Here is an 18,382-nt window from a genome sequence, read left to right as displayed (position 1 = left end):
GGTCACGGGCGGGTCAGAGGCTGATCCAGCCCGCTGCCAGGGCGACGACGCCGACGACCGCGCCCGCGACCGAGACGGCGAGGATCACCAGTTCGCGGGCCGAGAAGGGCGAACGTCCCTGTTCCCTGCGGGCCTTGACGAACAGGAAGGTGGCGGGCGCGTAGATGATGAACGAGACGAGGAGGTACTTGAAGCCGGCCGCGTAGATGAGGAACGCGGTGTAGACGGTGGCGAGCACGGCGACCACCGACTCGCCCCGCCCGCCCCGGGTTTCGGCAACCGCGATGCGTACGGCGAAGCCCGCCGCCAGCAGGAACGGGATCAGGGTCAGCGAACTGGTCAGGTCCAGCGCGAAGTTGAAGGCGTCGTCGGAGAAGTAGGTGACGACCAGGAAGACTTGGCTCAACAGCGTGGTCATCACCAGTGCGGGCACGGGCACGTCGGCCGCCGTGGACTTCTTCAGGAAACGCGGCATGTCGTCGTCCTTGGCGGCGACGAACAGCACCTCGGCGGCCATCAGCGTCCAGGCGAGATAGGCGCCCAGCACGGAGACGATCAGCCCGACGCTGACGAAGACCTTCCCCCAGGTGCCCACGGCGTGTTCCAGCACGCCCGCCATGGAGGGCTGCCGCAGTTCGGCGATCTCGCCCATCGGCATCAGGCCGTACGACACGATCGTGACCGACGCGAAGACGGCGAAGACGCTGAGGAAGCCGAGGACGGTCGCGCGGCCGACGTCCTCGCGGCGCCTGGCGTGCCGAGAGTAGACGCTCGCGCCCTCGACGCCCAGGAACACGAAGACCGTGGCCAGCATGGTGCCCTTGACCTGCTGGAACAGGGAGCCCGCGTAGTCGGCGCCGCCGAAGTTCCCGGCGAAGACATGGGGCTTGAGGTAGAAGAGCGCCAGGACGACGAAGACGAGGATCGGTACGACCTTGGCGACGGTGACGATCCGGTTGATCGCCGCCGCCTCCTTCACCCCGCGGCTGATCAGCAGGAAGAAGAGCCACAGTCCGGCCGAGGAGAGGACCACGGCGAGGACGGTGTCGCCTTCACCGAGGGAGGGGGCGATCGTGCCGATCGTCGACATGATCAGCACCCAGTACGTCACGTTGCCGACGCAGGCGCTGGCCCAGTAGCCGAACGCGGCGAAGAAGCCCAGGTATTCGCCGAACCCTGCCTTCGCGTAGGCGTAGACACCGGCGTCGAGGTCGGGTCTGCGGACGGCGAGGGTCTGGAAGGCGAAGGCCAGCATCAGCATGCCGGTACCGGCGACGGCCCAGGCGATCAGGGCGCCGGCCACGCCGGTCTCCTGCGCGAATCTGCGCGGGAGGGAGAACACCCCGGCCCCGACCATGGAGCCGACCACCATCGTGGTCAGCGTCGGCAGGGTCAGTTTGGCGGCCGTGGTCCGGGTGTCGGCAGTGGCGGCTTGCGTCACCCGAGGGACGTTAGCAACCAATTGCCCCAATTGCCTGGCGGGCTTCCCCCATATGCCCCCTCGGTGATTCGGCCCTATCGTGCTGTTATGGAGCACGCACTGAGTCCCGCCACCCTGACCGAACTGCGGCGCCCGCGCCCCTACCCCGCGGTCTCCGTGCTCACGCCGACACATCGTCGCGAGCCCGACAACGCCCAGGATCCGGTCCGGCTGCGCAATGTGCTGGCCGAGGCCAAGAAGCAGCTGGAGGCCGATCCCGCGGTCCCCCGGGAGCGGCGCGTCGACGTCTCCCGCCAGCTCGACCAGGCCCTCGCCGAAATCGATCTCGCGCATGCCGAGGACGGTCTGGTGATCTTCGCCGCGCCGGGCGAGCACCAGGTGTGGTCCCTCGCCAGGTCGGTGCCCGAACGCGTGGTGCTCTCCGACACGTTCCTCACCCGCAATCTCGTCTCCGCGCAGGCCTCCGAGCGGCCGTTCTGGGTGCTCTCCGTCTCCGCCGACTGCGTCACGCTGTGGAACGGCGGTGTCGACCGGGTCACCGAGGACCACACCGGCGGCTTCCCGCTGACCCGCGACCACCGGGACAACTTCGACGCCGAGCGGCAGGAGCGGATCGGCGACATCCCGAGCACCTTCCGCGACGAGGACACCCGGCACTTCCTGCGCGAGGCCGACACCGCGATGGGCCGGATCCTGCGCGTGCACCGGCGCCCGCTCTACATCACCGGCGAGCAGGCGGCCCTGTCCGCGCTCGACGAGGTCGGCAGCGCCACCAAGGGCGCGGTCCACATCCCCCATGGCGGTCTCGCACACGGCACGCCCGACGCGGTGTGGCAGGCCGTACGGCCGCTGGTCGACGCGGAGGCGCGCAAGAACACCGTCACGGTGACCCGGGAGCTCGAATCGGCGCGCGGGCGCAAGGAGTTCGCGGCCGGAGTGGACGAGGTCTGGCAGAACGCCCGCGAGGGCCGGGTCCGGCTGCTGGCCGTCGAGGAGAACTACCGCGTCACGGTCCGCGACGACCACGGCGACCACCTGGTGCCGGCCGACAGCGGCGACCTCGACGCCCGGGAGGACATCGTGGACGAGATCGTCGAACAGTGCCTGGAGACCGGGGCCGAGGTCCGCTTCGTCCCCGACGGCACCCTTACCGACGCGGACGGCATCGCGGGCGTGCTGCGCTACTGAGGCCGCCCTTTTATCCCTGAGGTCGCCCCTCCCTTGCGGCGTACGCTACGGCGTGATCGTCGACGTAGAGGGAGAGCACACGTGGGTGACCTGCTGGGCGTGGCCGTGCTGGGTGCGGGACACATGGGAGCCGACCACATACGACGCCTCGACCAGGTGGTGAGCGGAGCCAGGGTCGCCGCGGTGGCCGACCCGGACACCGAGCGCGCCAAGGAGGCGGCGGCCGGTCTGGACGCGGTCACGGTGCACGAGGACGCCGTGGCTGCGCTGGACGCCCCCGGGGTCGAGGCCGTGCTCATCGCGTCACCGGGTCCCGCGCACGAGGAGGCGCTGCTCGCTGCCTTCGCCCGCGGGCTGCCGGTGCTGTGCGAGAAGCCCATGGTGCCCGACTCCACAGGGGCGCTCCGGGTGGTGGAGGCGGAGGCACGACTCGGGCGGCGGCTGGCCCAGATCGGGTTCATGCGGCGCTACGACGCCGAGTACCAGCGGCTCAAGTCCCTGCTGGACAGCGGGCAGTTGGGGCGCCCGCTGATGCTGCACTGCACCCACCGCAATGTGTCGTCGCCGCCGTACTTCACCTCGGCGATGCTCATCGACAGCTCCGTCTCGCACGAGATCGACGCGGCCCGCTGGTTGCTCGGTCAGGAACTCACGGCGGTCACGGTGCTCAGTCCGCGCTCGTCGGCGAACGCCCCGGAGGGGCTGGTCGACCCGCAGCTCGTCCTCTTCGAGACCGACGGCGGCGCCCTCGTCGACGTCGAGGTCTTCGTCAACTGCGGCTTCGGCTACCAGGTGCGCTGCGAGGCCGTGTGCGAGGCGGGCAGCGCCCGGATCGGCGAGGACCGCACGGTGGTCGTCACCACACACGGCAGCGCACACGAGGACGTACCGCTGGACTATCTGGTGCGGTTCGCGGACGCCTACGACCGTGAGGTGCAGTCCTGGGTGGACGCCACCCGGCAGGGCCGGGTCACCGGCCCCAGCGTCTGGGACGGCTACGCGTCCTCCGTGGTCGCCGAGGCCGGGGTCCGGGCGCTGGAGAGCGGCGGCAGGGTGACCGTGGAGCTCGCCCCGCGCCCGGAGTTGTACGCCGGCCTCAGCCGCTGACGCTCGCCGCGCCCGACTCCAGGTGTCCGGTGAACCGGCGGGACCATGTCGCGTCGGAGTCGACGGTGACCGTGAAGTCGTACCAACCACCCTGGTACGCAACGGCGTTGAAGAAGTCCTCCGTCGATCCGCCGGCGGCGACCGTGTAGGTCCACGGTCCGTCGCTGCGGTAGTGGTCGGAGGTGATGGTGAACTTCACCGAGGCCGTCGACGAGTTGGTCATCCTGAAGTAGATCGCGAGCTTGCCGGTGCCCGACTCGACGGCGTAACGGGTGCTGACCTCAACGGACTTGCCCGCCTTCGTCGCGTCCCCCTGGAAGCGCCTCAGGAAGCGGTTGGGGCCGACCATGGAGAGGTCGTACTTGCCGCTGCCGTAGCCCGTACCGATGTTGAAGTAGTCGGAGGCGGTGCCGCCCGGGTCGATCGTGTACTGCCAGGGCGTGGTGTCGCGGTAGGCGTTGGGGTGGATGGAGAGATGGGCGGCGCTCTTGGCGGCGCCGCCCTGGTTGGCCATGGCGAACCAGGCGAGGATCTTGCCGCTCGACCCGAACTCCAGGTGATCCAGGTACCCGTTGGGCTGGTAGGGCAGGGCGCGGGCGGGCCGGGTGCCGGTCTCCTGCGCAGGCAGGGCGTTGTTCGTGGGCACCGGGTTGGGCAGCGGCCCGCAGGTGGAGAGGCCGATGACGCTGGTCGCGGGCAGGGACACCGCGCCGTGGACCGGGTTGGCGAAGTCGAAGACGCCGGTCAGGTCGCCGCTGACCTTGCGGCGCCAGGTGCTGATGTTGGGGCAGGCGGCCGGCTTGCCGAGGGACGTGGTCCAGGTCTCCAGGAAGCGCAGGACCGAGGTGTGCTCGAAGACCTCGGAGGAGACCCAACCACCCCGTGTCCAGGGTGAGATGACGATCATCGGGACGCGGAAGCCGAAGCCGTAGGGGACGCCGTTGAGGAACTCGCCGTCCGTGCCGGCGGGCGGGGCGGGCGGCGGGACGTGGTCGAAGTAGCCGTCGTTCTCGTCGTAGTTGAGGAACAGGACGGTCGAGTCGAAGACGTCCGGGTCGGCGGCGAGGGCCTGGTAGACGAGGCCGATGAAGTGGGCGCCGTCGCCGGGCGGGGCGTAGGGGTGCTCGGAGAAGGCCTGGTTGGGGACGACCCAGGAGACCTGCGGGAGGGTGCCCGCGAGGACGTCGGCCTTGATGGCGGCGGCGATGTCGTCGGGGGTCGAGCCGGTGGTGGCCGGGACGGAGGACATGCCTCGGTCGTAAAGGGGGCTGCCCGCCTTGGAGTTGGTGAAGTTCTTGAAGTAGGCGCAGGCATTGTCGCCGTAGTTGTCCTGCGCGTTCTGGTAGACCTTCCAGGTCACTCCGGCGTTCTGCAGTGCCTCGGCGTAGTTCTGCCAGGTCAGGCCGGACTCGTCACCGCCGTCGTAGCTGGAGGAGTCGACCTTCCCGCTCCACAGATAGGTGCGGTTGGGGCCCGTCGCGCTGAGGGTGGAGCAGAAGTAGGCGTCGCAGACGGTGTAGTTGTCGGCGAGCGCGTAGTGGAAGGGGATGTCGGCGCGGTCGAGGTAGCCGAGCGAGCGGACGTTGCCGACGCCGGAGACCCAGTTGTCGAGGCGGCCCTTGTTCCACGCGGAGTGCTGTGAGGACCAGGAGTGCGGCAGGTCGCCGTTGCACTGGGCGAGGGTCTCACCGTCCTTGCCGCCCGCGGCCGGGGTGGCGCTCAGCTTCCACGGGTACTGACGGCCGCCGCCGTTGGGCTGGTTGAAGACCGGGTAGCCACCGCTGAGGGTGATGCCGCTGCGGTCGTCGAAGCCGCGGACGCCTTTCAGGCGCCCGAAGTAGTGGTCGAAGCTGCGGTTCTCCTGCATGAGGATCACCACGTGTTTCACGTCCGAGATCGTGCCGGTCGCCGCCTGCGCCTGCTGCGCGGCGATCGCGGGTCGTACGCCGGTGCCCGTCGCCATGCCCGCCGCCACGGTGGCACCGAGCCCCACGAAGCCTCTTCGGCTGATCGGTGTCATGCGCTCCGCCCTCGTCACAGGCATGCCCGAGCGGCACACCGCGCGCAAGAGTGCACGGGGTGATCGCCAAGGTCCATACCCGCACGGTTAGGTGGAGGTGAACAAAAGTCAAAGCCGCCGTCCTGGCGCCGAGTTGCCCTCAGACACTCCCGAACAGGGCGCTCAACCCCCGGTCGACGACCGCATCCATGTCCTCCTGCCCGGTCGCCACCACGTCGTACGTGCGCAGCAGGAAGCGGCGCAGCGCCGGGGTGTGGAAGTGGAGGAGGGCGAGCCCGAACGGCGAGTGGAACTCCAGGACCGTACGGGCCAGGCCGCACGGCCACAGGTGCACGTCCCCGCTGCCGGCCGGCCGCCGCAACCCCTCCTCCAGCAGCGCCCGGGCGAAGGTCCAGGTGACCCCGTCACCGTCGAGGGACACGTCGGGTGGGAAGTCGAGGTGCACGGCCAGGGGGTCCGAGGCGAGATAGCGGAGCGTGGCCGACACGGGAATCTCGGTGTCGTCGGCCGTGATCAGCCGGGCTCGGGTGGGCTGTTCGAGGGTGATGTCCATGATCGGTCTCCGCTACGGGTGAGAGGTCGGCCGGATTGCCGTGTGCCTGTACGACCTCGTAGGTGCCGTTCGCATTACGCGGAACCCCGAATGAATTCATGTGACCTGCATCACACCACAGCTTTGTCGTCCCCTCCGGAGTGCGCGTCCCCGCCGCCGAGCGCGGCGGCACGCAGGGCAGCCGCTGCTCGTGCGACCGCCTCGGTGGTCGCCCCCGGAAGCCGCGCCAGCAGACGCGCCGGCGACCGCCGCTACCGGCGCCGCCCTCATGGCGGTTGCCGTACGCCTCCTGGCACGGGCCCGAACCCGCCGACGCCAACTGCTGCGCCTGCACACCGAGTTGAAGCGGGAGACGTCCCGCAGGTGCCCTCACCCCAGTCCGGGCAGGCTCCGCAACTCCCCTATCCGCAGCAGCCGGGCCAGCAGCAGGAACAGCACGGCCATCGCCGTACCACCCGCCGCCAGCGAGAGCGCCGGTGCCCAACTGTCCGCTGCCAGGCCCTGATTGCAAGCCCGGGCGAGGAGCCACCCGGCACCTCCGGCGGCGGTGGCGGCCACGGTCAGTTTCGCGTAGGTGCGACAGATCCGCCGTCCGTCGAGCAGTCCCGCCGTACGGCGCCGCAGCCGCAGCGCGGTCAGCAGCAGACCGATCCCGTACGACAGGGCGTAGGCGCCGGCCATTCCGGTGACCGCCCAGCGCGCGGGCAGCAGGAAGTGACAGGCCACGGCCAGCACGATGTTGATGCCCGAGATCAACACGGCCATCCGGAACGGCGTTCGGGTGTCCTCGAAGGCGTAGAAGCCGCGCAGCAGGAGGTACTGGGCGGAGAAGGGGATCAGCCCGAGACCGAAGGCCTGGAGCATGTGGCCCAGGGGGACGGTGGCCGCGGCGTCGGCGGAACCGTGGGCGAACAGGAGTTGAGCCGTCTGCGGACCGAAGGCGAGGAAGAAGAACGCGGCCGGGACGATGACGACACCGCTGACCCGCAGCGCACGGGACAGATCGGCGCGCAGGTCGTCGAGGCGGTGCTCGGTGGCCGCCCGGCTCATGCGCGGGAGCAGCGCGGTCACCAGGGAGACGGTGACGATCGACTGGGGCAGCATCCAGATCTGCTGGGCGTAACTGTAGGCGGTGTAGCCGACGCCGTCGCGGGGCCGGGCCGCGTCGGCGGCGGAGGCCAGGCGGGTGACCACCGTGCTCGCCGCCAGGTTGGTCAGCACGAACAGCAGTGTCCAGCGGGCCGCGTTGACGCTCTTGCGGAGCCCGGTGCCGCGCCAGTCGAAGCGCGGTCTGAACCGGAACCCGGCCGCCGTCGCATAGGGAATCAGGGCGAGCGCCTGGACGGCGAGGGCGAGTGTGGTTCCGATGCCGAGCAGCCTGACCTGGGCGCCAGTGATGTCCGACACCTGTTCCGGCACGGTCAGCAGGCCCAGGTAGAGGCCGAACATCGAGATCAGCACGATGTTGTTGAGGACCGGGGTCCACATCATCGCGCCGAACCGGTTCCGGGCGTTGAGGACTTGGCCGAAGATGCTGAAGACGCCGTAGAGGAAGATCTGTGGAAGCAGGAACCGGGCGAAGACGACGGTCAGTCGGAACGCGTCGTGCGTGGCGGGTGTGTCGTGCTGGTAGACGCTGATGATCTCGGGGGCGGCCCAGGTGGCCAGCGCGGTGCCCACGCCGAGGACGCACAGCACGAGGGTGACCAGTCGCTGCTCGAACGCGGCGCCGCCGTCGGGGTGTTCGGTCCTGGCCCGGACCAACTGGGGTACCAGGACGGAGTTCAGCGCGCCGCCGATCAACAGGAAGTACAGGCTCGTCGGTACCGTGTTGGCCTGGTTGTACGTGGTGGCCAGCAGTCCGGTGCCCAGCGCGGCGGCCTGAAGCACCTGGCGTATCAGGCCGGTTGCGCGCGAGACCAGGGTTCCCGCCGCCATCAGCGCGGACGAACGCAGCAGCCCGCCCCCGCCTTCGGTCTTCTTCCGCGCGGCGTGCCTGCGCCGGGTGCCCGACCGCGGTAACCGCTCGGGTGCTGTCTCCTCGATCATGGACACAATCTACGACGCCCAGGTGACGGCTCCGGCCGCGCCCACCTGGTGCGGGCGCGGCCGGGACCGTCATGGACGGTCAGTCATGCGGGCTGCGGGTCAGGGAGTCAGCTGCCACTGGTCGATGTAGCCGACGTCGATCGCCGCGTGGTCCTGCACCCGCAACTTCCAGGTGCCGTTGACCGGTTGGGCGGAGGCGTCGACGGTGAAGGTCTGGTCGACGTCGTCGGCGGAGCCGCCCGCGCGGTTCAGCAGGGAGTAGACGGTGCCGTTCGGACCGACGAGGTCGACGGTCAGGTCACCCCGGTAGGTGTGGATGATCTTGACGTAGACCTGGGTGGTGGCGGAGGCGTTGCCGTCACGGCCGGTGACCGTGATCGGGGACTCCACGGCGGCGGCGTTGTCGGGGATGTCCACCCGGGTGCTGCTGGCGTAGATGTTCGCCACCCGCCAGGTGAAGGAGGTGGTGGCGGTCGCGCCGGTGTCGTCGGTGACGGTCACCGTGACGTCACTGCTCCCGAGGGTGGTCGGGATGCCGGAGATCAGGCCGGTGCTGTCGATGGAGAGTCCGTCGGGCAGTCCCGTGGCCGAATAGGTCAGCCCCGCACCGGAGTTGGTGGTGTACGCGCTCGTCTGCAGGGACACGGACTGTCCGACTCCGCTGATCTGGCCGGAGATCGGGGCCACGTTGACGCCGAGCGCGATCCGGCTGCCGACGTTGATCGCCGCCCACGCGTCGGCCACGGCGAGGTACGTGGGGCTGTACGCGCCGAACAGGTCCGCCGCCGCCTGGAGCGTCGCGGTGCGGGCACCGGCGTAGTTGGTGGACGAGGTCATGTACGTGGTGAGCGCCCGGTACCAGACCTTCTGGGCGTTGTCGATGCCGATGCCCGCAACCGGCACGCCGTCGTAGGTGGGGCTGTCGTAGGAGACGCCGTTGACGGTCTTCGCGCCGCTGCCCTCGGACAGCAGGTAGAAGAGGTGGTTCGCCGGGCCCGAGGAGTAGTGGACGTCGACGCTGCCGAGCGTCGAACTCCAGTAGTCGCGGGACGCGCCGTCCTTGGAGGGCTTGTCCATGTAACGCAGCGGGGTGCCGTTGCCGTTGATGTCGATCTTCTCGCCGACCAGGTAGTCGGGGACGTCGGCCGGCAGGTTCTCGTGGAACTCCACCGCGGCGGCGAAGATGTCCGAGGTGGCCTCGTTGAGGCCGCCCGACTCGCCGGAGTAGGTGAGGCCGGCGGTCGCCGCGGTCACACCGTGGCTCATCTCGTGCGCGGCCACGTCCAGCGCCGTCAGCGGGTGGGTGTTGCCCGAGCCGTCGCCGTAGGTCATGCAGAAGCAGGTGTCGGACCAGAACGCGTTGACGTAGTTGCTGCCGTAGTGGGCCCGGCTGTAGGCGGCGACGCCGTCGTTGCGTATGCCGTTGCGGCCGAAGACGTCCTTGTAGTAGTCCCAGGTGGCCGCGGCACCGAACGCGACGTCCACGCCGGCGGTCTGCCGGTTGGTCGCGGTCCCGTCGCCCCAGACATCGTTGTCATCTGTGAACAAGGTGCCCGTGCCCGAGGTGCCCTGGTTCAGGTCGTAGGTCTTGTGTCCGGCGCGGTCGCCGTCGACGAGTTGGTACGTGGAGGTAGCCGGGTCGAGCGTGGTGCTGAGCGGGACCGTCCCGTTGAACTGGCCGGTGCCGGAGCCCGTTTCGATGCCCTGGTACTGGAAGACGGCCTTGCCCGAGTCGGCGTCCGTGATCACGTGGAGTTCGCTGGGGGTGCCGTCGTCCTGGAAGCCGCCGACCACCGCCTCCCAGGCGAGCACGGGCTTGGCACCGGCGGCCCAGACGACGAGACGCGGGGCGCCGTCGAGCTTGGCCTGCTCGCCGCCCGCCTTCGCCGCGGTCGCCAGCGCCTTGGTCTTCACCGTCGCCGACGACACGTTCGGGGTGATGTTCGCCAGGGTCAGGTCGGCCTTCGCGGCCTTCGTCACGGTGAGGCGGCCACTCTTCGCGTGGACGAGAAGGTCGCCGCCGAGGACGGGCAGTCCGGCGTACGTCCGCTCGTACCGGGTGTGGGTGGTGCCGTCGGCGTCCTGCGTGACGTCCTTGACGACGAGCTTCTCCTTGGCCCCGAGGCCGAGGTTCTTCGCCGTGCTCCGAACAGCCGCGCCCGCGCTCTTGAGGAGGGCGGCGTGCTTCGCCGGGGACAGCGCGGCCGGGGCCGCTCCGGCCCGCGGGGCGGCCAGGATCTTCGCGGGGGTGGTGTGGCCGCCGGGAACGGCGGAGGCGGCGCCGGTCTGCATACCGGCGGCCAGCAGGGTGCCGACCGCGGTGAGCACGAGGGCGGCGGTGTATCTGGGGTGGTGCGGATAACGGTCATGCCGGGTCAAGGCGTTCTCCTTATGTGGGGTGGTCGGACTCTGTGGAGTCCTGGAGAGCGGGTCGGGCCGGGGTACGGCCGTCCGGCGGCGCGCGGGTGTGAGGAGGAAGGGTGAGGAGGAAGTGAACGCTCGGTGAGCGTGGTGCACAGCAGCGTGGCATCACGCCCACAGAATTGTCATGGCTATAACAAAGCAACGGCTCAAAATGACCGTTGCGTACTGCGGAACACTCACCGAAGCAACGCTTTTCAGCCTCCCGGCGGACGTCGGCGCCACGCGCGAACACCAGGTCGTCGAACAGCTGGTTGAATGTCCACCCGAGTGGGTACACAACCCCTCAACTCGCCTACGGCTTCTACGACTTGCCTCACCAGGGCAGCTACGTCACGAGCACGGCACATCCTGCCCGTGAAGACGCTGGCATATGCCAGAAGCACCACCGGATCGGGTGTTGCCAAATCCCTTACAGGGCGTCGCGGGCTGTGCGACAGTCGTAACCGGTCCCTCCATCCGCCTTGGTCGAACCGTCCCCGCATCGGAGTGCGTCATGCCGTCCCATCTCTCTGCGGACCGCCCAGCCGCCCAGCCGCCCGCGCGCGGCTCGGTCGACGCGCTGATATCGCAGGCCCGGCGGCTCATGGGCGACGTGGACGCCGTACGGCGGGACGCACAGCACGACGGTTCGGATCCCCGGGAGCGGTGGCAGCGGGCGCTGTGCGATCTGGCCCTCCATCAACTCAACGACCTCGACGAGCACTTGGCCCAGCTGCGGGACGGCCCGCCGCCCGTGCCGGCGGCCGTCGAGGAACCGCTCGCCCCGACTGCCGTACCGGAACAGCCCCGAACCGACTCGCTGCTCAGCCGGGTCGGCAGTGCCGAGTGGAACCTGCTGACGGACGCGGTGAGTTGGTCCGGAGAGCTGTACCAGATCCTCGGCCGTGATCCGGCCGCTCCCCCGCTCACCCTCGACGAACTGCCGTCCCTGGTCCTGGACGAGGACCGGCCGGGGCTGACGGCGATGGTCACGGACTGCCTGGTCGACGCCAAGCCCATCGACGGCGAGTTCCGCGTCGTCCGGCCCGACGGCGCCGTGCGGACCGTGCACATGATGGGCGAGCCCGTGCTCGACGCCGACGGTGGCACCGCCTCGATGTGGGCCGTGCTGCGGGACGTCAGCGAACTGCACCGCAGCCAGCGGACGGTGAGCGAGACCCGTGACTCGCTGCAGCGCCACCGGCACCACGCGCAGACCGAGCGCCGGCTCGCGGTCGAGCTGCAGGAGGCCGTGCTGCCGCCGTGGCGCGGCTCCCTGCGGCTCCCGCACCAGGGACCGGAGACCCTGGACCTGGCCGCCCGCTATCTGCCCTCCTCGACCAACGCACTGATCGGCGGCGACTGGTACGACGCGCTCCAACTCTCCGACGGCGCCACCCTGTTGAGCGTCGGCGACCTCACCGGACACGGTGTCGCCGTCACCTCGGGCATGGCGATGCTGCTCGGTGCCCTGCGCGGCATGGCGATGGCGGGCACCGAACCCGGCCAACTGATGTCCTGGCTCAACCAGTTACTGGACGCCACCGTGCAACCGGCCCTGGGCAGCGCGGTGTGCTGCCGGTACCGGCCCGAGACCCGCACCCTGACCTGGGCGCAGGCAGGACACCCCGCCCCGCTACTGTTCCGCGACGGGACGGGGCGCATGCTGAGCGCACCGGACGGCGTCCTGCTCGGCGCCACCTCGGGAGCGTCCTACGGACAGGCCGAGGAGATCCTCGAAGCGGGCGACGTACTCGTGCTGCACACGGACGGACTGGTGCCCGGGCACAGCGGAGCGACAGCCGTCGATCAACTCCTCGACCTGGCCCCGCGGTTCGGCGAGGCGCGCACCGCACAGGACTGCGTGCGGATGGTCGTGGAGGAGTTCGGCGACTCCGCACGCGAGGACGACGCCTGCGTACTGGTCGCCAGGATCACCTAGCGAGGAAGCGGCGGCGCAACCCCCTTACGCCTGGGCGCTGTTGCCGTTCCTGGTCCGCGCGCTCCTGGACTGTGTCCTGGGCAGGGCGAGTTGGATCTCCTCCCGCAGCTCGTGGATTCTCGGGTCGTCGGAGTACTGGGCGGTGAGCCGGTACATCTCGCGCAGCCGGTCCCAGGTGCGATGGGAGGAGTTGGATCCCATCGACGCCAGGGCCAACCGCGCGTACCTGTCCGCCTGTTCGGGGTCGTCCGCGATGAAGCAGGCGGAGGCCATCGACAGGAAGTCGAAGATCTTCGACCGCTGCCGTCCGTCGACCCGCAGCGCCAGCGCCTTCTCCGCGAAGTACTGGGCGTGCACGGCCGCGCCCGGCTCGTGCTCGGCCAGGGTGCGGTAGGCCAGGGCCTGCATGCCGTAGAGGTCCTCCTCCTTGAACGTCTGCATCCAGCTGGGGGGCGGTACGTCGCCGCGGTCGGAGACGAAGAGGTCCTCCGCCTGGCCGAGGGTGCGGCGCATGGCCTGGCCCTTGCCCATCGACGCCTGTGCCCAGGCCTCGATGGTGTAGAGCATCGCCCGGGTGCGGGGCAGCACCTGGTCGCCGGAACCGGTCTTGGCGAGTTTCATGAGATCCAGCGCGTCGTCGGGCCGGCCGAGGTGCACCATCTGGCGAGCCGCCCGGGAGAGCGCCTCCCCGGCGCGGGGCCGGTCGCCGCCCTCACGGGCCGCGTGGGCGGCGATGACGAAGTACTTCTGAGCCGTGGGCTCCAGACCGACGTCGTGCGACATCCAGCCCGCGAGCACGGCGAGATTGGCGGCGACGCCCCAAAGACGCCGCTGCAGATCGGCAGGGTGCCGGTAGGCGAGCATGCCGCCCACCTCGTTGAGCTGTCCCACCACGGCCTTGCGCTGCAGCCCGCCGCCGCGGGCCGCGTCCCAGGCTCGGAACACCTGGACGGACTCCTCCAGTTCCTCGATCTCCTGCGACCCGATGGGGGCGGCCTCATAGCGGTCGAACCCAGCGGGGTCGGCGTGCAGGGGATCGTCGAACCGGGGAGCGTCGGCGGAAAGAGTCGGATCGGAGTGCAGCCATGCGTACATGGCGCTGCTGAGTGCGGAGCCTGCGGCGAGCGCGGCGCCCGCGCCCACCAAGCCGCGTCGGTTGAGCATGAGGTCCATTCCCGTGAATTCGGTGAGGACCGCAGCAGTCCGTTCGGGCGCCCACGGCACACCGTCGGGATGTTCCACACTCCCGTCGTCGGGCCGTTTCCCCGTACGCCCGTGCCGGACCAGACCGAGATCCTCAATGGTCACGACACGGCCGAGACGCTCGGTGAACAGAGCCGCCAGCACCCGCGGCACCGGATCGCGCGGGATCTCTCCCGTGTCGATCCAACGCCGTACCCGCGAGGTGTCGGTCGAGAGCTGAGGGTGGCCCATGGCCGCCGCCTGCCGGTTGACCAGCCGCGCGAGTTCGCCCTTGGACCAGCCGGCCAGGCCGAACAGGTCCGAGAGACGGGAGTTGGGTTGTCCGTTCACGTCAAGCCCCCAGGTTCTCGGCTGACTTGAACATAGCCCGGTGCGCCTTGCCGGGCGACTATTCGCCATGGTTCGCCAGGGTGCGCCAGATGGTGTGCCACTGCGCATCCGGTGTCAGGTAGGAACGCGCCACCCCGACCCGGTCACCGAGGGACATTCCCCAGGATGGACCCACGGGACCGGGCCGGGTAGCGCGTTTGCTTGGACAGGCACTGCAGGCACACGAAGGGATCTGTCTCTCCCATGTACACAGCATCGTCCTCCGTGTCCGCCCCGCCCCGGTCGCTGCACCCCCGCCCGGGCGCCGGCGGCCCCTACCTCGACCCGGCGCGCCCGGCGGCCGGCCCCGTGCTCGGTGCGGGCAGGCCGCGGCGCGTTCCGGGGCTCGGCACCCAACCGCTCAGCGGGAGACTCGACTTGTCCGGCCCTCAGGGCGCCCAGCTGCGTACGGCGATCGCGTCGGTGCACCGGATCTGCCCGGAGTTCGCTCCGGTGCAGGTGCTACGCCGCAACGGGCGCTCCGTGCTCCTGGTCGGAACGACCGGACGCAGCACGGCCGTAGCGAAGTGTTTACTGGACCACTCCCCCGCGTGGGCCGAGCGGATCCGGCACGAGATAGCGGCGTACCGCTCGTTCGTCCGGCACCGCCCGCCGGTGCGGGTGCCGCGGCTGATCGCGGCGGACCCGGACAACTGCACGCTCGTCATCGAGCGGATGCCCGGCCGGGTGGCGGCGCTGCACCGGCACCCGGCGGAGGCCCCGCCGCGGGCGGACATCAGGGCGGCACTCGGCGCGATCTGCCGGCTCAACGCCTGGCGGCCCCCGGCGGGCACCTTCGACGCCCCGCTGGACTACGCGGCCCGGATCTCCCGCTATCACGAGCTGGGGCTGCTCACCGACCGGGACATGGGAGACCTGCAGAAGCTGCTGCACGGCATCGCGCACTCGGCGGGCCGACAGGGCATGGGCCAGTTCTGCCACGGTGACGCCCTGCTGTCCAACATCCTCCTCTCGCCGGCCGGTCCAGTGCTGGTGGACTGGGAGCACGCGGGCTGGTACCTGCCGGGCTACGACCTCGCCACGCTGTGGGCAGTCCTCGGGGACGCGCCGGTGGCCCGGCGGCAGATCAGTCAGATCGCGCAGTCGGCGGGACCTGCGTCGCGTGACGCGTTCCTGGTGAACCTGATGCTGGTGCTGACCCGGGAGATCCGCACCTACGAGATGGCCGTGCAGCGTTCGATGCACGACACGACCCCGGCGGCACCTGGAACTGCCCACCCGGGTGCTGCGCCGTCCGGCGAGGAACAACGGCTGCTGCTGAGGCGGCTGCACGACGACTGCCAGTTGGCCCGACGGGCCGTGCGTGCGGCGGTCGGCACTCGCTGACGGGGATGACGGTCCGCGATGCGCCCTGCACCGGCGCACCGCGGACCTTCGTGTGTCTCCGCCACATGTGCGTTCCCCATATGCAGCTCACCCATTGGTGTAGTCCACTGACGCCCCGCAGGCCCGAACGCCGCCGCCACGAAACTCCTCGTACCTCCTGTTGACAAGGGAAATCACCCGCCTCTGGGCATGATTGACGGATCGTCGGCCAGCCGGTACCACTGACGCACGCCCGGCCCCGAACGGATCGTCACACCCCACCGTCCCAGGAGGCTGCATTGCGAGGATCCTCGACCGACCCCACCCGCACTCCCGGGCACAGACGCGCGCGTGGAACCGCCGGCGCGCTCGCCACCGCCGCCCTGCTGCTGCCCCTGCTGGGCGCGGCCCCCGCCGAGAACACCACCGGCTCCGCCGCCTCCACCCTCCAGCGGGCGTTCGCTTCGGCTTCCGCCGAGTACCACGTGCCGCAGACGGTGCTCCTCGCCGTCTCCTACCTGCAGTCCCGCTGGGACACCCACGGCGGAGCGCCGAGTGTGACCGGTGGCTACGGCCCGATGCATCTCACGGACGCACGCACCGCTCTCGCCACCACGGAGCACCTGAGCGAAGGCACCGAGGATCCGCGCGGCGACAGCGCCCGCGCGGCCCTGCACCCCACCGCGCAGATCCCGGCGAACTCCCAACTCCCCGCTCGGCTGAGGACGTTGACGAAGGCGGCCGAGCTGACCGGACTTCCGGCCGCCGACCTCCGCAGCGACGAGGTCGCGAATGTGGCGGGCGGCGCCGCGCTGCTGGCCGACGCGCAGCGGGGCCTGGGCGAGCCGCTGAGCGCGGACCCGGCCGAGTGGTACGGCGCGATCGCGCGCTTCTCCGGCGCGGACGACACCGCGACGGCCGCCGCCTATGCCAACGATGTCTACGACGTCATCCACACCGGCGAGCAGCGCACCACGGACGCCGGGCAACAGGTCGCCCTGGCCGCACAGCCCGAACTCGCCCCCGACACCGCACAGTTGGCGGAAACCGGGCTGCGCACCGGCTCCGCCGACGGCACGGAGTGCCCGAAGAAGGTGTCCTGCGAGTGGATCCCGGCGCCGTACTCCCAGTTCGGGGACAACGACTACGGCAACCACGACCTGGGCGACCGGCCCGCGTCGCAGAGCATCAAGTACATCGTCATCCATGACACCGAAGGCCAGTGGGAGGGTGTCCTGAACCTGGTCCAGGACCCCACCTATGTGTCGTGGAACTACACGATCCGCTCCAGTGACGGTCTCATCGCCCAGCATGTGAAGGCCAAGGACGTGGCCTGGCACGCGGGCAACTGGTACATCAACGCCAAGTCGATCGGCATCGAGCACGAGGGCTTCCTCGCCGCGCCGGACTCCTGGTACACGGAGGCGATGTACCGCTCGTCGGCCCGCCTGGTGAAGTACCTGACCAAGAAGTACGGCATCCCGCTGGACCGGCAGCACATCCTCGGCCACGACAACGTGCCCGGTCCGACCACGTCCACGGTCCCCGGGATGCACACGGACCCGGGCCCGTACTGGGACTGGGCGCACTACTTCGCCCTGCTCGGCCACCCCTTCCAGCAGACCGCCAAGAAGAGCGGCGGCCTGGTCACGATCCGCCCCGACTACACCACCAACCAGCCGGTGTACACGGGCTGCGTCACCGCGGGCCAGCCCTGCGCGGTGCACGGATCGAGCGAGGTCCGGTTGTACTCGGGGCCCGGCGAGACCTACCCCCTGATCAAGGACATCGGCCTCGGGACGACCCCGACCACCGGGGTCAACGATCTCTCCTCGCGGGTGTCCACCGGCCAGCAGTACGCGGTGGCGGACCGCTCCGGCGACTGGACCGCGATCTGGTACCTGGGCCAGGAGGCCTGGTTCAAGAACCCGAAGAAGCACCCGACCGCGGTCGCGGCGGCCGGATGGGTGATCACGCCGAAGGACGGTCTGGACAGCGTCCCCGTGTACGGCCGCGCCTACCCGGAGGCCTCGGCCTATCCGGCGGGAGTGCCCGTCCAGGCGGTGTCCCCGCTGCCGTACACCCTGCTCAAGGGCCAGAAGTACGTGGTCGGCGGCGAGGTGCCCGGCGAGTACTACTACGCGGTCACCTTCACCACCGACTCGCACAAGGTCGTCGTGGGCAAGGATCTCTACTACGAGATCCAGTACGGGCACCGGGTGGAGTTCGTGCGGGCCGCGGACGTCCAGCTGAAGCGGTCCGGCCGGTAGGCAGTCGCCTCAGCCCTGCTGGAACAGTTCCGCCGGGAGCGGTTTCAGCAGGGCGTAGAGGTCGTCCGTGATGGGGCGGTCCCAGGCGGCGATGGTGACCAGGACGTTGTCGCTGCGGTCGAACTGGACGCAGGAGATCCGGCTCTCGGAGAGCTTGAGGCGGCGCACGATCAGCAGGTTGTCGCCCTGCATCACCGGCATGTCCTCGGTGCCTACGACGGTCACCTCCTCGTCGTTCTCCAGCGCGAGCAGCAGCTGCGCGACCTCGAAGGGGACCTCGTCCTCGGCGACGTCACGGGCCGGGGAGCCCTCGGGAAGGTTGCCGATGACCATCGCGGGGCCTCGGCCGCCGAACAGGTCGTACCGCAGGAACACGCCCTGGCAGGTGCCGTCGGGGGCGGGCAGCAGACCGGCGCCGAGGTTGCCGGGCCAGTCGCCCGGGTCCATGGCCAGCACATCGAATTCGGGGCCGGCGGGGGTGGCGCTGCGGCGGCGGAGGAACGACATGGAG

The 18,382-nt window shown here is 70.1% G+C and carries 12 protein-coding genes; 5 read left to right on the top strand and 7 right to left on the bottom strand.

Translation table 11 applies throughout. The annotated features are described in order from the left end of the window. Positions 1–13 precede the first annotated feature (13 nt). On the bottom strand, positions 14–1,441 hold the full coding sequence (locus tag OC490_RS25785) for a basic amino acid/polyamine antiporter (RefSeq protein ID WP_262060371.1): 1,428 nt from the start codon (positions 1,439–1,441) through the stop codon (positions 14–16). An 87-nt stretch (positions 1,442–1,528) separates the two neighbouring features. Between OC490_RS25785 and OC490_RS25780 the strand changes: the two genes are divergently transcribed. Further along, positions 1,529–2,629 carry a chemotaxis protein gene (locus OC490_RS25780; RefSeq protein WP_262060370.1) on the top strand — a complete coding sequence of 367 codons (1,101 nt, stop codon included), beginning with the start codon at positions 1,529–1,531 and terminating at the stop codon, positions 2,627–2,629. Between the two features lie 81 nt (positions 2,630–2,710). Beyond that, positions 2,711–3,736 carry a Gfo/Idh/MocA family protein gene (locus OC490_RS25775; protein ID WP_262060369.1) on the top strand — a complete coding sequence of 342 codons (1,026 nt, stop codon included), beginning with the start codon at positions 2,711–2,713 and terminating at the stop codon, positions 3,734–3,736. Here the strand turns inward: OC490_RS25775 and OC490_RS25770 are convergent. From OC490_RS25770 to OC490_RS25755, 4 genes are all read right to left on the bottom strand, one after another. Next, positions 3,726–5,756 (bottom strand): phosphocholine-specific phospholipase C, encoded by a 2,031-nt coding sequence (locus OC490_RS25770; RefSeq protein WP_262060368.1) that lies wholly within the window; start codon positions 5,754–5,756, stop codon positions 3,726–3,728. The two genes, OC490_RS25775 and OC490_RS25770, sit on opposite strands and share 11 nt — an antisense overlap. A gap of 139 nt (positions 5,757–5,895) precedes the next feature. After that, positions 5,896–6,309, bottom strand: a complete 414-nt coding sequence (locus tag OC490_RS25765; RefSeq protein ID WP_262060367.1) for an SsgA family sporulation/cell division regulator — start codon at positions 6,307–6,309, stop codon at positions 5,896–5,898. A gap of 369 nt (positions 6,310–6,678) precedes the next feature. Next, entirely contained in the window at positions 6,679–8,358 is a 1,680-nt protein-coding gene (gene murJ / locus OC490_RS25760) for a murein biosynthesis integral membrane protein MurJ (protein ID WP_262060366.1), read from the bottom strand. Between the two features lie 99 nt (positions 8,359–8,457). Then, positions 8,458–10,737 carry a M4 family metallopeptidase gene (locus OC490_RS25755; RefSeq protein ID WP_262060365.1) on the bottom strand — a complete coding sequence of 760 codons (2,280 nt, stop codon included), beginning with the start codon at positions 10,735–10,737 and terminating at the stop codon, positions 8,458–8,460. A 538-nt stretch (positions 10,738–11,275) separates the two neighbouring features. On the opposite strand from OC490_RS25755, the gene OC490_RS25750 reads away from it, so the two are divergent. Continuing rightward, on the top strand, positions 11,276–12,703 hold the full coding sequence (locus tag OC490_RS25750) for a PP2C family protein-serine/threonine phosphatase (RefSeq protein ID WP_262060364.1): 1,428 nt from the start codon (positions 11,276–11,278) through the stop codon (positions 12,701–12,703). 24 nt (positions 12,704–12,727) lie between these two features. Here the strand turns inward: OC490_RS25750 and OC490_RS25745 are convergent, their stop codons facing one another. Then, positions 12,728–14,236, bottom strand: a complete 1,509-nt coding sequence (locus tag OC490_RS25745; protein ID WP_262060363.1) for a hypothetical protein — start codon at positions 14,234–14,236, stop codon at positions 12,728–12,730. 243 nt (positions 14,237–14,479) lie between these two features. Here OC490_RS25745 and OC490_RS25740 point away from each other — a divergent pair, with 243 nt between their 5' ends. Then, complete coding sequence (locus tag OC490_RS25740) at positions 14,480–15,622, top strand: aminoglycoside phosphotransferase family protein (RefSeq protein ID WP_262060362.1); 1,143 nt, start codon at positions 14,480–14,482, stop codon at positions 15,620–15,622. A gap of 278 nt (positions 15,623–15,900) precedes the next feature. Further along, on the top strand, positions 15,901–17,871 hold the full coding sequence (locus OC490_RS25735) for an N-acetylmuramoyl-L-alanine amidase (RefSeq protein WP_262060361.1): 1,971 nt from the start codon (positions 15,901–15,903) through the stop codon (positions 17,869–17,871). Positions 17,872–17,880: 9 nt separating this feature from the next. On the opposite strand, the gene OC490_RS25730 is transcribed toward OC490_RS25735, so the two are convergent. Beyond that, positions 17,881–18,378 (bottom strand): hypothetical protein, encoded by a 498-nt coding sequence (locus tag OC490_RS25730; protein WP_019069079.1) that lies wholly within the window; start codon positions 18,376–18,378, stop codon positions 17,881–17,883. Positions 18,379–18,382: the final 4 nt, after the last annotated feature.

Source organism: Streptomyces sp. STR69 (genome assembly GCF_024519455.1).
In the GTDB taxonomy this organism is placed as follows: Bacteria; Actinomycetota; Actinomycetes; order Streptomycetales; family Streptomycetaceae; genus Streptomyces.
This window is presented reverse-complemented; position numbering and strand designations above follow the sequence as displayed.